The sequence below is a fragment of the Tritonibacter mobilis genome (assembly GCF_001681715.1).
Lineage (GTDB): Bacteria > Pseudomonadota > Alphaproteobacteria > Rhodobacterales > Rhodobacteraceae > Epibacterium > Epibacterium mobile.
Genome location: NZ_LNWY01000011.1, coordinates 60835 through 74407 on the forward strand (window position 1 = coordinate 60835; position 13573 = coordinate 74407).

Consider the following 13573-nt stretch of genomic DNA (forward strand, 5'->3'; position numbering starts at 1 on the left):
AATATGCATCATCATTGATTGCGCCCACGGGAAACCGGCGGGCGCTTTTGCGTTCCGGGGTATGGTATGACGGCACGGAGCGAGTATCACCATTTGTACAACCTGTCGGCGTGGCGGCGTCGGCTGAGGTCTGAGCATCTGGCACGGGAGCCGCTGTGCCGGGCGTGTCTGCGGCGGGGGATCTTGAACGATGGCACGCTGACGGCGTCGAGGTCTCGACAGGTGAACCCAAAGCGCTGCCGCCTGGTGGTGGATCATGTGATCCCGCATCGGGGCGATCCGGCGCTGTTTCTGGATCCGGGCAATCTGTAGACGCTGTGCCCGGATGACCACGATCAGAACAAACAACGGCTGGAGGCGCGCGGATACTCGGAAGAGCGCGGCGCGGATGGCTGGCCGGTGGATCCACAGCACCCGGCCAACCGCTGACGCAGCGGAGCGAATACCCCGGGGGGATGGTTCGAAGGAAATCCGGAATCGGTGGCAACCGGAGGGAGAGCCTTTTTCTGTGCAAAATGGAAATTGAATAGAAAAAGACACATGAACAAGGAGTTGATCGGGAGATGCGAGGGCGCAGACCGGCAGAGGAAAAATTTGTGCTCCTCGCAGAGGAGGGCATGCCGCTTCACAATCTGGAAGAGCGGGCGGGGCGGCATTGGCCTCTACATGATGGTGGCCGATGGAGAGCCCCGGGCCGAGATCTATGCGGCGGCGGCCAAGAAAGACTAGGCGGGGATCCTATTCCAGGATGCGGTGGCGATGGTGGATCAATCGCCGGTGCTTAAACGTCGCGTACAGCAGCAAGGCGAGACCCCCGTCTGGCAGATGACCTATCGGGGGCGCAGCGGTGACAAGCGCAAGTTCAAGCCGCTCTCGGCGGAGAAGACGCAATCCGGCCCGCGTCCGCATCGTGCGCTCACCGATGAGGTGCATGAGTAACCCAACCGGGATGTGATCGATATGCTGGAGCGGGGCTTCAAGTTCCGCAAACAACCGCTCCTTTGCATGGCGACCAACTCCGGTACTGACAAAAAAAATGATCTGCGGGTAAGCAACACCAGCATGGCATCGATGCCGTCAAGCGCCTTATGATCTCTGGGTGCGGCTGGGGTCTATTGAGGCTGTGCCGGGGGGCAGCTGAAACATCCCTAGCTTGCAGACAGCACCCGGGGTAGCGAAGCGCAGATACCGCCCTTTGCAAAGTCGGCGGATTTAACGACGTGGGGCGAGCCCTTCCGCAGGCACCCAAGGAAGACCTGACCTTCGCCGCAGATACCGCCCCAATCACCTTCGAAAGGCGGGGATGTGGGACGACGCATGGTTCACAGCGGTAGCTACGCGGCCATCAGACCACGACGCGGCCTCTCGGTTGTAGGTCATCCGACCTCGGTCGCGCATCGAGCTGTCCCGGTTCGAAACCCTCGAGCCAAAGCTGCGCAATCGCGCACTAGTCCAAGACGCGCGCGACCGCGCCAATTAAGTCCAGCACCTCGCGCGTATCGCGATCCACACGATAGACATATTCACCCACGCGGTAGTAGGTCTGATCGCGATTAAGTCCGTACTGCCGCGGATCGCCGATGATGGTGTAATCTCCATAGATCACATCTCCACGGTTGTACTTGCGGGCTTGACCGGGCGGAACGCAAGGAGGGTTTTTCTTGGCGAGGCCAGGAGGGCAATTGGTTACTTTGTACGCACCGCCTGAATGCCCTTGTCCAGATTTGTGGTTTCCCGCCTCTGCAGCCACCCCGAAAGAGGTGCCCGCTGCCGCAATTAGAACTAATAACCGTCTCATGATGTTGCTCCGTTTCTTTTTGCTGTCCACAAAGATAGCCATTGCTGCTGCAAAGTGTTGCCATCCAAAAAGAACCTTGGCGAAAAGGTGCCTAGGAGCGTATCGCCGAGTCCGAGGTCGTAGATGTTGGTAGCGCGGCGAAACATATGCCCCGCCGACGTGACAAAAATCGTCGCCGATATGATCCATCGTCGGTTAGGATCCACGATCCACTTGTGGCATTACGGCAGCTTGGTTGCACAGATACCGCGCCCGCTTCCCGTCACTGAATGACGCCAGGCAGCCCCGAAGCGGACCTCCGGCCTGTCGTTTAGCTGTGATGGGCTCTTATGCGGGGCGGACGGGAAGCTGCAAATCGCTGTGGTTGCACGACAATTCCTACAAATGCAAAAAGCCGCCATTCGAGTACCGAGTATACCGCGGTCCGGGCAGAAGCAGAACGATGTTTGGAGCCGACGAGAACCGTGCGCCATGTTGGCGCAAAGGTTTGGGCGGCAAAGCGCTGGTCCGCCATGAGGACCATCGTTTCAGGCGAAATGTTCGGCCTTTTGGGGGATGCGGTTGGAACGGAAATACAAGTCAAAGCCGCCACCTCGGCGGCTTGCGCCGCATCCCTAGTTCGTCATCGACGATCAGGATGTGTGCATTGTGCAAAGGGTCGGCTGTCGCCTCGGATATGCTTGTCACCGTCGTCTCCCCCTGATCCGAATACCCAAGTCGTGCTTTGTTATGCATTATTTCCCAGGCGCGATATCTCTTGCCTCAAACCCAAGAAAGTTCGAATCTATGTTTTTGTATTTTTTTCAGCATATAATAACGCTGTATGTGGCGTGCCACACTATTGGGCCCTGCCATTTTACTGCATAATTTCCCAAATCATGAAAGGGGGCGCGAATGGATCTACGTGAAAACGAACAAATCGTTCAACTCGCGCAGGCGTCAGACGCCGCGGTGCGCTTCATCGGCCGGATCCGCACACCGTGGTCCACGCGCGATCAATGCCCGCGGCAGGGGCGAATCGACGGGCCGGAATGCCAGATCGCGTTGTTACCCGAATGGCACGACGCGCTGGACGGACTGGAATTCTACCAGACCATCGAAGTGCTTTACTGGCTCGATCAAAGCCGCCGCGACCTGACGCGGCAAAGCCCGCGCAGCGACGGCAGCACCGTGGGCACCTTTGCCCTGCGCTCGCCCGCGCGGCCCAACCCGATCGGCACGTCGATGGTGCGGCTGCTGCGGATCGAGGGGCCCGTGCTGCATGTGCAGGGGCTCGATTGCGTCGACGGCACGCCGTTGCTCGACCTCAAGCCGGACCGCTGCGCCTTTACCCCGAAGGCGCCCCCGCAGCCCGGCGACAGCCAGACTGCCTGAGACAGAATTTGGGAGACTATCCATGCACAAGACCCCCCTGCTTGCCGCCGCCCTCGCGGTGACCCTGACCCCCGCCATGGCACAGGAGGTGTCGCTGTTCGCGGCGGGCAGCCTCAAGGCCGCGCTGTCGGACGTGGCGCAGGACTACTCTGACGCCACGGGCGCCGCCGTTGCCACCAGCTTTGGCCCCTCGGGCCTGATGCGCGAGCGGATCGAGGCGGGCGAGACGGCCCATGTCTTTGCCTCGGCCAACATGCGCCACCCCCAGACGCTGGCCGACGCGGGCAGGGGCGGCGCGGTGACGCTGTTCGCCCGGAACCGCCTGTGTGCGCTGGCCCGGCCCGAGGTCGCGGTCTCCACCGACAGCCTGCTGGACGTCATGCTGGCCGAGGACACCCGGCTGGGCACCTCGACCCCCAAGGCGGACCCGTCCGGCGACTATGCCTTTGCCCTGTTCGACAAGAGCGGCCACGCCGAGGCGCTGAAGGGCAAGGCGCTGCAACTGACCGGCGGCCCCGACAGCGCGACGCCGCCCGAGGGCCGCAACACCTATGCCTGGGTGATGGACAGCGATCAGGCGGATGTCTTCCTGACCTACTGCACCAATGCCGTGCTGGCGCGCAAAGAGGTGCCGGACCTGCAGATCGTCCAGATCCCGGAGGCGCTGTCCGTCGGTGCCGATTACGGGTTGATCGTGCTGGAGGGCGCCCCCGAGGGTGCGCAGGCGCTGGCCGATTACATCCTGTCGCCGGACGGGCAGACGGTGCTGGCCGATTACGGCTTTGACACTCCGAACGGAGGGTAAGATGCGGTTTCTCCTTGCTATTCTCGCGCTTCTGGCCGCGCCGGTTCAGGCGCGCACCGTGACCGACAGCGCCGGGCGCGTGGTCGAGGTGTCGGATACGGTGACCACCGTCTTCGCGGCGGGCGCGCCGGCCTCGGTTCTGGTCTACGTGCTGAAGCCCGAGGCGCTGGCCGGTTGGCCGCGCGCCCTGCGTCCCGAAGAGCGCGCCTATGTAGCAGAGCCCTACCGCGACCTCCCGGAGACGGGGCGCCTGACCGGGCGCGGCGGCGAGGCGAACCTCGAGCGCGTGCTGGAGATCAAGCCCGACCTGATCGTCGACTTCGGCAGCGTGCGCGACACCTATATCGACCTTGCCGACCGGGTGCAGGAGCAGACCGGCATTCCCTACCTGCTGATCGACGGGCGCTTCGACAACACCGCCGAGGCGCTGCGCATCCTGGGCGAGGCCCTTGGCGTGCCCGAGCGCGGCGCGGCGCTGGCGCAGGATGTCGAGGCGCGGTTTGCCCGGCTTGACGCGGTGCTGGAGGCGGTGCCCGAGGAGGCGCGCCCGAGGGTCTATCTTGCCCGTGGCCCCGAGGGGCTGGAAACCGGCATGAAAGGCTCGATCAACACCGAGATCATCGAACGCGCCGGGGGGCGGAACGTGGCCGACGACGGCGGGGCGTCGAAGGGGTTGGTGAATGCCTCGATGGAACAGCTGATCGTCGCCAACCCCGATACCGTCGTGACATGGGATCCGAATTTCTTTGCCAGCGTCTTCGACGATCCGATGTGGCAGGGGATTGACGCGGTGCAGCGGGGGCGGGTCTACCTGTCGCCCACGGCGCCCTTCGGCTGGATCGACCGGCCGCCGTCGCTGAACCGGATGATCGGGCTGCACTGGATGGCGGGACTGCTGTATCCTGACCGCTGGCAGGGTGACCTGCGCGAGGACACGCGGGCTTTCTACAAGCTCTATTATCACGTCGACCTGGCCGACGAGGAACTGGAAAGGCTGCTGGAATGGGCCGAGGGACGACCGCCGATGTAAGCCTGCCGCGCCCCGGTCTGACCCTGACCGGGGCGCTGGCGGTCGCGCTGGCGCTTCTGGCCTTCGGGGCCGTGATGATCGGCCCCTATGCGCTGACACCGGGGCAGGTGCTGGCGGCGCTGACCGGGCAGGGCGACCCGCAGGCGCAGATCGTCGTCTGGAACATCCGCCTGCCGCGCGTGGGCGCGGCGCTGCTGGTCGGCGCGGCCCTTGCGGCGGCGGGGGCAAGCTATCAGGCGCTGTTCCGCAACCCGCTTGTTTCGCCGGACATCCTCGGGGTTTCGGCGGGCGCGGGGCTGGGCGCGGTGGCGGGCATCTTCCTGTCGCTGCCGGTGGCGGCGATCCAGGCCTCGGCCTTTGTCGGGGGCATGGTGGCGGTGGGCGTTGTGATGCTGGTCGGCGCTTTGGTGCGCAATACCGACCGGACCCTGACACTGGTCCTTCTGGGGGTGGTGGTCGGCGCGCTGGCGGGGGCGGCGACCTCGCTGCTGAAGGTCATGGCCGACCCCTACGATCAGCTGCCCGCGATCACCTTCTGGCTGCTGGGCTCGCTGGCCTCGATCACGATGCGGGACATCCTGCCCGCCCTGCCCATGGTGCTTGTGGGGCTGATCCCGCTGGCGCTGCTGCGCTGGCGCATCAACGTGCTGTCGCTGGGCGACGACGAGGCCCGTGCGCTGGGGGTCGAGGCTGGACGCACCCGGTTCGTGGTGATCGCGGCGGCGACGCTGATCACCGCAAGCGTCACGGCGCTGGCCGGGGTTGTCGGCTGGGTCGGGCTGGTCATTCCGCATATCGCGCGCATGCTGGTCGGGCCGGGTTTTGCGCGGCTGCTGCCCGCCTCGGCGCTGATCGGCGCTTGTTACCTGCTGATCGTCGACACCCTGGCGCGGACCATCGCCGCGGTCGAGGTTCCGCTGGGCGTGCTGACCGCCGTCATCGGCGCGCCGTTCTTTGTCTGGCTTCTGGCGCGCGGGCGCCGTGGGTGGTCGTGATGCTGGAGGCGCGTGACCTTGCCATCGGCTATGGCGTAAGGCCCATCGGGACCGGCCTGTCGGTCGCGGTGAAACCCGGAGAGATCCTCTGTCTGCTGGGGCCGAACGGCTGCGGCAAGACCACCCTGTTCCGCACGCTGCTGGGCCTGTTGCCGTCGCATGGGGGCACGGTGCTGCTGAACGGGCGCCCGATCACCGCCATGACCCGGGCCGCGATCGCGCGGGCGGTCGCCTATGTGCCGCAGGCCCACGCGCCGCCCTTTCCCTTCGAGGCCGTCGAGGTCGTGCTGATGGGGCGGACCGCCCGGCTGGGGGCCTTTTCACAGCCCGGCAAGGCCGACCGCGCCGCCGCCCATGACGCCATGCGGCGGCTTGGCATCCACGACCTTGCCCATCGCGACTATTCGCGCCTGTCCGGCGGCCAGCGGCAGCTGGTGCTGATCGCCCGCGCCCTTGCACAGGAGGCGGCGCTGATCGTCATGGACGAGCCGACCGCCAGCCTCGACTTCGGCAACCAGGCGCAGGTGCTGGCGCAGGTCGCGGACCTGGCCCGCGATGCCTCGGCAGAGGGTCACGGGGTGATCCTGTCCACCCATGACCCGGATCAGGCCTTTGCGCTGGACGCGCGGGTTCTGCTGATGTGCCGGGGCGGTGTGTACGCCGAGGGCCCCGCCCCGGAGGTGCTGACGGACGCGAACCTGTCCACCGTCTACGGCCTGCCGGTGACGGTCGAAACCACCTCTTCGGGCCGCAGGGTCTGCCTGCCGTCGCTGTCTCAGTCTGCGCCGACCATGACGTCCAACGCCTTCACGATGGCGTAGGCGGTCTTGCCGATCTCAAGCCCCATCTCCTCGACCGAGGCATTGGTGATCATCGCCGTGACGATCACCGCCCCGCCAAGATCGATCTGGACCGTGGAATTGACCGAGCCCTTCTCGATGCCGACAACGGTTCCGGCCAGCTTGTTGCGCGCGCTGATTTTCATGGGCTTTCCACTGTTGCTGAAATTGTCTTGCCTTCAGGATTTGATGCGGCGAAGCGATTTCAACGGAGCAAATGGCCATGGGTGATCCGCGAGGACATGCATTCCGCCTCGACCTGCGCGAGGCCAACGGGGCCCTGGGCGACATCGGCACGCTGCTGCCGCTGGCCCTTGGCGTCATCGCGCTTACCGGGCTGTCGCCGCCGATGGTGCGACTGGGCTTTGGCCTGTTCTACATCGCCACGGGGCTTGTCTATCGCCTGCCGATCCCGGCGCAGCCGATGAAGGCGATTGCGGCGGTGGTGCTGCTGGGGGTCGCCTCGCCGACCGAGATCGCCCTGAGCGGGGTGCTGATTGGGCTGGTCTTGCTGGGGCTGGGTGGCACCGGGCTGATCGACCGGATCAGGCGGCTGGTGCCGCAATCGGTGCTGTCGGGGCTGCAACTGGGGCTGTCGCTGGCCTGGGTCGCGGTCGGACTGATGTGGAAACACTGGCTGATCGGCGCGCTGTCTCTTGGGGGCGCGCTTGCCGCGCTGCGGGTCGGAACCCATGCGGCCATGCTGACGATTGCCACCGGAGTCGGTGCCGGGATGATGCTGGGCCTGCCCGAGGCGCCCGTGCTTGCCGCCGCGCCCTGGTCCTTGGGCATCCCCGATGTGCAGGAACTGCGCCGCGCGGTCACCGACACGGCCCTGCCGCAACTGGCCCTGACCCTGACCAATGCGGTCGTCTTGACCTCGCTGGTCGCGGGCGATCTGTTCGGCGCGCGCGCGGCCCATGTCACCCCGCGCCGGCTGTGCTTGACCTCGGGGCTGGCCAATCTGCTGCTGGCGCCGCTGGGGGCCCTGCCCATGTGCCACGGCGCGGGCGGTGTTGCGGCGCATCACCGCTTCGGTGCCCGCAACGGTGCGGCGCCCTGCCTGATCGGGGGCATGCTGCTGGTCGTCGCGCTGCTGCCCGCCCAGATGCAGGGGGCGGTCCTGTCCGCCATTCCCACCGCGACGCTTGGCGCACTGCTGTTGATCGCGGCATGGGATCTTGCCGTCAGCCGCCGCCTGATCGACGCGCGGCCCTCATGCCATCCGGTCATCGCGACAACGGCTTTAGCTACGGTCTTGTTGAACCCGCTTTGGGGTCTTTTCGCTGGCACCTTGGCCGAGCTGATACGGAAGGCATTCATTTCGGGGTTCACAACCTGGCGAGGATAGCATGGGTCCGCTTTCGGGACACCGCGCAGCGGCATTGACAATCGCTCATACGGCCGGTTTGGGACGTTCCAGTTCTCGGCCCGGGCACTGGTGCAGATCTTTGCAAACGTCGCTATCTGCAGCTTCGCTGCCACTAGTTCGCTCTGCATCATAAGTCGTTATTGATCGACAGCACCATGTTCTTCCCTCTGTATCCAATCTTGCCTAGGCATAGCCGCACTTAAGACTGCATCCGCCTCTGGGAGGTAGGACACCCACGTTGGCTGCCCGCCCATCTTGTTGTCAGGTGGACGCCCATGCATATCACACAATGCCCTTGCAGCCCGCTCTTTAGGGGATCGCAACCTTTGTGGCATCGAAACTCCTCTAGTCATATTGCACGTTGCCATAAACCCAGGCGATGCCTTCAGACCCGCAACTCCACTGATATTCTTCAAGAGTATTTCAAGTCTTGCGCATATACATGACATTGGAACTCTTTTGGAGGCCTCCGCTTAGGCTTAGCCATTCGAAATCCTAGACGCTGTGATAGACCACTGATGCAATTTCGTTCACACTGTCCCAAGTATCCTGTTTGGCAGAGGACAGTATGTGTGGTCGATTTATTGAACCGGAACTCATTGGAACTGACCAAGAGCACTCAGAAACCAAGATTGATCCGTTTCCAGAGCAGCCGGTTATCATCCCGCCATGCTGACCGCGCCGCTACAACGTTGTCCCGACACAAGACATTCTGATCTTGGGGAAGTCGCCGCTGGTGGCAATGAATGCGCGCTGGTGACTCGTGTCCTCTTGGCACAAGGGCGACCTAAAGGATTGGCACGCGACAACGTTCAACGCCCGGATCGAAGAGGCACAGCACAAGCCGACTTTTCGCGGAGTGTGGCGGCACGGTCGCTGCCTAATCCCTGCTGGCGGGTATTATGAATGGACCGGGGAGAATGGCCAGAAAACACCATACGCGGTGCTGTCCAACTCCAACGAGAACACACTCTGATTTGCTGGCCTTGCCTCACGCTGGGATGAATTGCTCACATGTACGATCATGACACGCGCCGCGAACCTAGACGTCGCAGATATCCACCATCGCATGCCAGTGATCCTAAACCTCGATGAGCGCGAACTCTGGCTGTCTGACAGCGACCAGGTGCAAGACCTCGGAAGCGACGTGCGCCTGCAACATCACCAAGTGCGCAGTTTTGGCGTGCGGGACGACGGGCCGGAGTTGATTGAACCATTCTAACCGATTTGCAAAGGACCATCTAGGTAGACATGCAGTCGAGAACCGGACATGCGCCCTTCAATGATGAACACTAATCGAGCGGGAAGCAGCCGTTTGTGGCATCTGCAACGAACGTCCGCTTCACATCGGTGGCGAAAAGAATATCCGGCCAGCACGAGTTACTCGCTATAGCTTTCCAGCCGACGCTAACGCCAACACTTACGCTCTCGGAGCATTATGCGAACCTATTTTTATTCAACAAGCAGATGCGTGAGGCCGCTTCGGGACAGGGCAGCATCCATCTCGCTTGCAGCCGCGTCCAATATCGCGCTTTCGTCCAAGGCCGTCTGGCGGTTTTTCATGCGGATCTTGCCGTTCACGATGACCGTATCCACATCCGCCGCATTGGCGAACTGGGCGACCGTGGTCAGGGGCATCATCGGCGGGTAGAGATGCGGCTTGCGGCGGTCTAGCATGATGATATCGGCCTTCTTGCCCACCTCCAGAGACCCAAGCTCTGCTTCCATCCCGATGGCCTTGGCCGCATCGATGGTACACATCTGCAAGACGTCACTCGGCATCATCACCTCGGGATCGCGGAAGTGCCGGCGGTGATAGTGCAGGCACTGGGCCATGTGCCGGAACATGTCATAGCCCCGGTCCGGTGCTGCGGCATCCGAGCCGAGCGCCACATTCACCCCCATGTCGCGCAGCTCTGGCGCGGGGCAGCGGCCCAGAACCGACATGATGGCCGAAGGGTTGTGGACGATCGACGCGCCGCTGCGCTTGGCGGCCGCCATGTCTTCGGGCGTGAGGTCGACCGAATGGGACAGATAGGCCCAGGGGCCAAGGATGGCGAGTTCTTCGGCCAGCGCGATGGAGCCGGATCGATGACCGTCCTGGGTGAACAGCAGGCCATGGTCTTCGCGCAGGTCCATCACCGCGCGGCACATCCGGCGGATATCCTCGGGAGCCTGTGCGAAATCCTCCGGCGAATAGACCGGCATAATGAGGCAAATCCCCGCGCAATCGTTTAGGAAGTACCGATTGGTTCGGGCGAGTTCACCGCAGACCTCAAGCTGGTCCTCGAAGGACAGGCTGACCTCCTTGGCAAGATCTAGGCTGCGGTATGCCTTGGGGAAGGGGCGGCGGTTCAGGCCCACGGCGAGCATGGTGCGGATACCGATCTCGCGCGTGGCTTCGCAATGCAGATTGCCCGCTTCGACCGTATCGGTGCGGTAGTGATCCGCCCCGCCGCCGAGCAGCATCGTGCAGGTGGTGATCCCCGCCTTCAGCCGCTCAAGCCCCGAGAGCCGGGCCTCGGCCTGCCAGAATCCGGGTGTGGACTCCCTTGTGTAGATTGCTTCGCAGGCCTGAAACCATGCGTCGCCATCGCCGCCGCCCAAGTTGCGTGTCAGGCCGTGGCCCGCGTGGGCATGGCTGTCGATCAGTCCCGGCAGCGAAATCATATTCGCGCCCTCGATCCGCTCTGCCTCCGCAGGCACGGCAACCTCATCTGCCGAACCAACGGCAGTGATGCGATCATTTTCAAAAAGGATCGTCGCGTTTTCAATCACCCTCCGGTGGGAGTCCATCGTAATCGCGGTGGTGTTGGTAATCGCATGGATAGTCATTCTTAACCCTCGCTCAAGGCTGTGCCGAGGACATCGTCCTGCAAGATGTTGCCTTCACTTGACGCTTCCAATTTCAATGTTCTTTCCGCTTCCTGCAGGTGTTCATCCATCGCAGTTTTAGCAGTGTCAAAGTCCCCCGCAGCCAGTGCGGCGACGATGGCGGCATGTTCATCCGGGCCACATTGCGTGTCACATTTCGGTTGGAAAACCGCTGTGACCAAGGTGCTCTTTGACACAAGGTCGCGCAGGATATCTGCAAGCAAGGGCGAGGCCGCGAGTTCGGCCAGCAACATATGAAAGGCACCAGAAAGGCGGATGATCCGGGCGGTATCCCCCTCGGCCAAAGCTTCGCGTTCCTCGGCTATATGGGCCTCGAGCGCCGCCAACTTATCTTGCGCACCATGCTTCTTAAGTGCGTCGATAACACCCCGTTCAACTACTCGGCGGGTGAAGAAGACATCGCGCGCCTCATCCACGGAGGGCGTTGTGACAAAGGCTCCCCGATTGGGGATGTGACTCACCAACCCATCGTGGGTCAGCTGGTCAAGCGCCCGGCGGATTCGCGGGCGACTCGCGCCAAAGATTTCACACAGCCGCTCCTCTTTAAGACGGGTGCCGGGCGGCAGACGGCGTTCTGCGATTGATCTCCAGATCCGTTCATAGATCTGCTTTTCCGTGAGTTTGGTTTCCGGCAACTGCTTATCCCCACCCGTAACTTTTCTGCTCGTACCTTGTGCAACAGTCGCCGAAACGACACCAGAAGTGCAAGCATTTAATGTCTGCAAAAATTGTTAACAATAATTGTAGACAGAAAAAACGATTTGTGCCAGCCTTTCTTCAGTTGCTGAACTGCAGGCCGCTCGAGCCCGCTTGGCGACAGAAACAGGGAGACAACAATGACACCGCGCAAGCTATTATTCACGGTTACTTCGGCACTGGCGCTGGCCTGTGCAGGGGGCGCTCAGGCCGAAACGTTTCGGCTGGGCACCAGCGGCGACCTCTACGGCCTTGATCCACATTCGATGACGGACAGCTTTACTGTCTCATTCCTCAACCACGTCTATGAGGCGTTGGTGCGATATGACGCTGACCTCAAGATTGAGCCAGCCTTGGCCACAAGCTGGGAACAGATCGACGAGACTACCGTGCGCTACACGTTGCGCGAGGGGATCAAGTTCCACGATGGTCAGGACTTCTCGGCCGAGGACGTGGTGGCATCGGTAAAGCGCGCAGCGCATGAGGACTCGCCCATTCGCGGTAATATCGCCGGGTTGATCGATGCCAAGATGGTCGATGAGATGACCGTTGATCTGATGCTGGACGGTCCAAACCCGTTGCTCAACAACTTCCTGACCAACGTTCTGATCTTTGACAGCGGCTGGCTGGAAGAGCATGACGCGCTTGACCCGATCGATGCGCAGAAGGGCGAAGAAGGCTACACCACATCGAACGCCAATGGTACCGGCCCCTTCCGGTTTGAGTCCCGCACTCCTGACGCGCAGACCGTGCTGACAGTCAACAACGACTGGTGGGACGAGCCGCAGCACAACCTGACCCGGATCGAGCTGAACCCCATCAACTCCGATGCGACCCGCGTGGCGGCGATGCTCTCAGGCGAGCTCGATATGATCGTGCCGTCTCCCCTGCAGGACGCCAAGCGGATCGAGGCGACCGAGGGTATGCATGTTCTGGAGGCACCGGGCCTGCGCGCGATCATGATGGGCTTCAACCTGTCTGGTACGTCGAATAACCCCAATCAGGAGGGTAACCCGCTGCAGCAGGTCGAGGTCCGTCAAGCTCTGGTCCATGCGATCAGCTATGACCTACTGCGCGACAAGATTATGCGCGGCAAATCCCGCAATCTCGGCGGTCTGGTCGCCCCGCAGGTGCCCGGCTACGACGAAGCGGTCGACGAGATCCCTGCCTATGATCCCGAAAAGGCCAAGCAGATGCTGGCCGATGCCGGCTATCCGGAAGGGTTCAGCCTGAACATGAACTGCCCCAATGACCGCTACGTCAACGATGCCGCAATCTGTCAGGCGCTGGCGGCGATGTTCGCACGTGTGGGCGTGAAGACGGACCTCACTGCAGAGACCAAGGCCATCCACTTCGAGCGCGCCCGCGCCAATGAGACTGACATGTTCATGCTGGGATGGGCCACGCTGCCGATGCTCGACGGCTATTCGGTGCTCTCGGCGATGCTGCACACTCCCGAGGGGCAGATGGGCACCTGGAACCCCGGTGGCTATTCCAACGCCGAAGTCGACCGCCTGACCAAGGCCGTGGCCACCGAGCTGGATGCCGAGAAGCGCATGGAGATGATGATCGAGGCCTTCTGGATCGCCGATCAGGAGGTGGCTTGGCTGCCGCTGCACGCTCAGCCCCTGTCCTGGGCCGCGCGCAATGCGGTGAAAATCCCCCAGACCGCGGATGACAAGCCGCGCCTCTGGCTCGCCCGGATCGAGTAACCTCCCCCGTGGCGGGCGTCTCTCCCCACGTCCGCCCCAGTTCAACCTTGCCAGCCG

Annotated in this window: 13 protein-coding genes and 1 pseudogene; 10 read left to right on the plus strand and 4 right to left on the minus strand. The window is 62.8% G+C overall.

The features are described from left to right. The first annotated feature begins 66 nt into the window (after positions 1–66). Together UB90_RS22975 and UB90_RS22980 are read left to right on the plus strand one after the other, a co-directional pair. Positions 67–312: a hypothetical protein gene (locus UB90_RS22975; protein ID WP_207517345.1), complete on the plus strand. Its 246-nt coding sequence runs from the start codon at positions 67–69 to the stop codon at positions 310–312. Positions 313–759: 447 nt separating this feature from the next. After that, positions 760–939, plus strand: coding sequence for a hypothetical protein (locus UB90_RS22980; protein WP_065327016.1), 180 nt, complete (start codon positions 760–762; stop codon positions 937–939). A gap of 508 nt (positions 940–1447) precedes the next feature. Here the strand turns inward: UB90_RS22980 and UB90_RS11105 are convergent. Next, positions 1448–1840 carry a hypothetical protein gene (locus UB90_RS11105; RefSeq protein WP_227512109.1) on the minus strand — a complete coding sequence of 131 codons (393 nt, stop codon included), beginning with the start codon at positions 1838–1840 and terminating at the stop codon, positions 1448–1450. Positions 1841–2692: 852 nt separating this feature from the next. Between UB90_RS11105 and tsaA the strand changes: the two genes are divergently transcribed. Genes tsaA through UB90_RS11130 form a run of 5 tightly spaced genes read left to right on the plus strand, consistent with a single transcriptional unit; the run spans position 2693 to position 6823 of the window. Further along, positions 2693–3172, plus strand: a complete 480-nt coding sequence (tsaA, locus tag UB90_RS11110) for a tRNA (N6-threonylcarbamoyladenosine(37)-N6)-methyltransferase TrmO (RefSeq protein WP_065327017.1) — start codon at positions 2693–2695, stop codon at positions 3170–3172. Between the two features lie 22 nt (positions 3173–3194). Further along, positions 3195–3977 carry a molybdate ABC transporter substrate-binding protein gene (locus UB90_RS11115; protein WP_065327018.1) on the plus strand — a complete coding sequence of 261 codons (783 nt, stop codon included), beginning with the start codon at positions 3195–3197 and terminating at the stop codon, positions 3975–3977. 1 nt (position 3978) lies between these two features. After that, positions 3979–5007, plus strand: a complete 1029-nt coding sequence (locus UB90_RS11120) for an iron ABC transporter substrate-binding protein (RefSeq protein WP_065327019.1) — start codon at positions 3979–3981, stop codon at positions 5005–5007. Then, complete coding sequence (locus UB90_RS11125; RefSeq protein WP_065327020.1) at positions 4980–6002, plus strand: FecCD family ABC transporter permease; 1023 nt, start codon at positions 4980–4982, stop codon at positions 6000–6002. Before UB90_RS11120 ends, UB90_RS11125 begins: the two co-directional genes overlap by 28 nt. Further along, a complete protein-coding gene (locus UB90_RS11130; RefSeq protein WP_204161392.1) occupies positions 6002–6823 on the plus strand; it encodes an ABC transporter ATP-binding protein in 822 nt (273 codons plus the stop codon). Before UB90_RS11125 ends, UB90_RS11130 begins: the two co-directional genes overlap by 1 nt. Here the strand turns inward: UB90_RS11130 and UB90_RS11135 are convergent. After that, positions 6778–6987 (minus strand): TOBE domain-containing protein, encoded by a 210-nt coding sequence (locus UB90_RS11135; protein WP_065327021.1) that lies wholly within the window; start codon positions 6985–6987, stop codon positions 6778–6780. The two genes, UB90_RS11130 and UB90_RS11135, sit on opposite strands and share 46 nt — an antisense overlap. Positions 6988–7064: 77 nt before the next feature. On the opposite strand from UB90_RS11135, the gene UB90_RS11140 reads away from it, so the two are divergent. Both UB90_RS11140 and UB90_RS11145 read left to right on the plus strand, forming a co-directional pair. Beyond that, entirely contained in the window at positions 7065–8192 is a 1128-nt protein-coding gene (locus UB90_RS11140) for a putative sulfate/molybdate transporter (protein ID WP_227512110.1), read from the plus strand. 784 nt (positions 8193–8976) lie between these two features. Then, positions 8977–9435: pseudogene (locus tag UB90_RS11145) on the plus strand (SOS response-associated peptidase). A 230-nt stretch (positions 9436–9665) separates the two neighbouring features. On the opposite strand, the gene UB90_RS11150 reads toward UB90_RS11145, so the two are convergent. Both UB90_RS11150 and UB90_RS11155 read right to left on the minus strand, forming a co-directional pair. Further along, a complete protein-coding gene (locus UB90_RS11150; protein WP_065327023.1) occupies positions 9666–11048 on the minus strand; it encodes an amidohydrolase family protein in 1383 nt (460 codons plus the stop codon). A gap of 2 nt (positions 11049–11050) precedes the next feature. Continuing rightward, positions 11051–11743, minus strand: coding sequence for a GntR family transcriptional regulator (locus tag UB90_RS11155; RefSeq protein ID WP_065327024.1), 693 nt, complete (start codon positions 11741–11743; stop codon positions 11051–11053). A 201-nt stretch (positions 11744–11944) separates the two neighbouring features. Here UB90_RS11155 and UB90_RS11160 point away from each other — a divergent pair, with 201 nt between their 5' ends. Continuing rightward, positions 11945–13516, plus strand: coding sequence for an ABC transporter substrate-binding protein (locus tag UB90_RS11160; RefSeq protein WP_065327025.1), 1572 nt, complete (start codon positions 11945–11947; stop codon positions 13514–13516). Positions 13517–13573 lie beyond the last annotated feature (57 nt).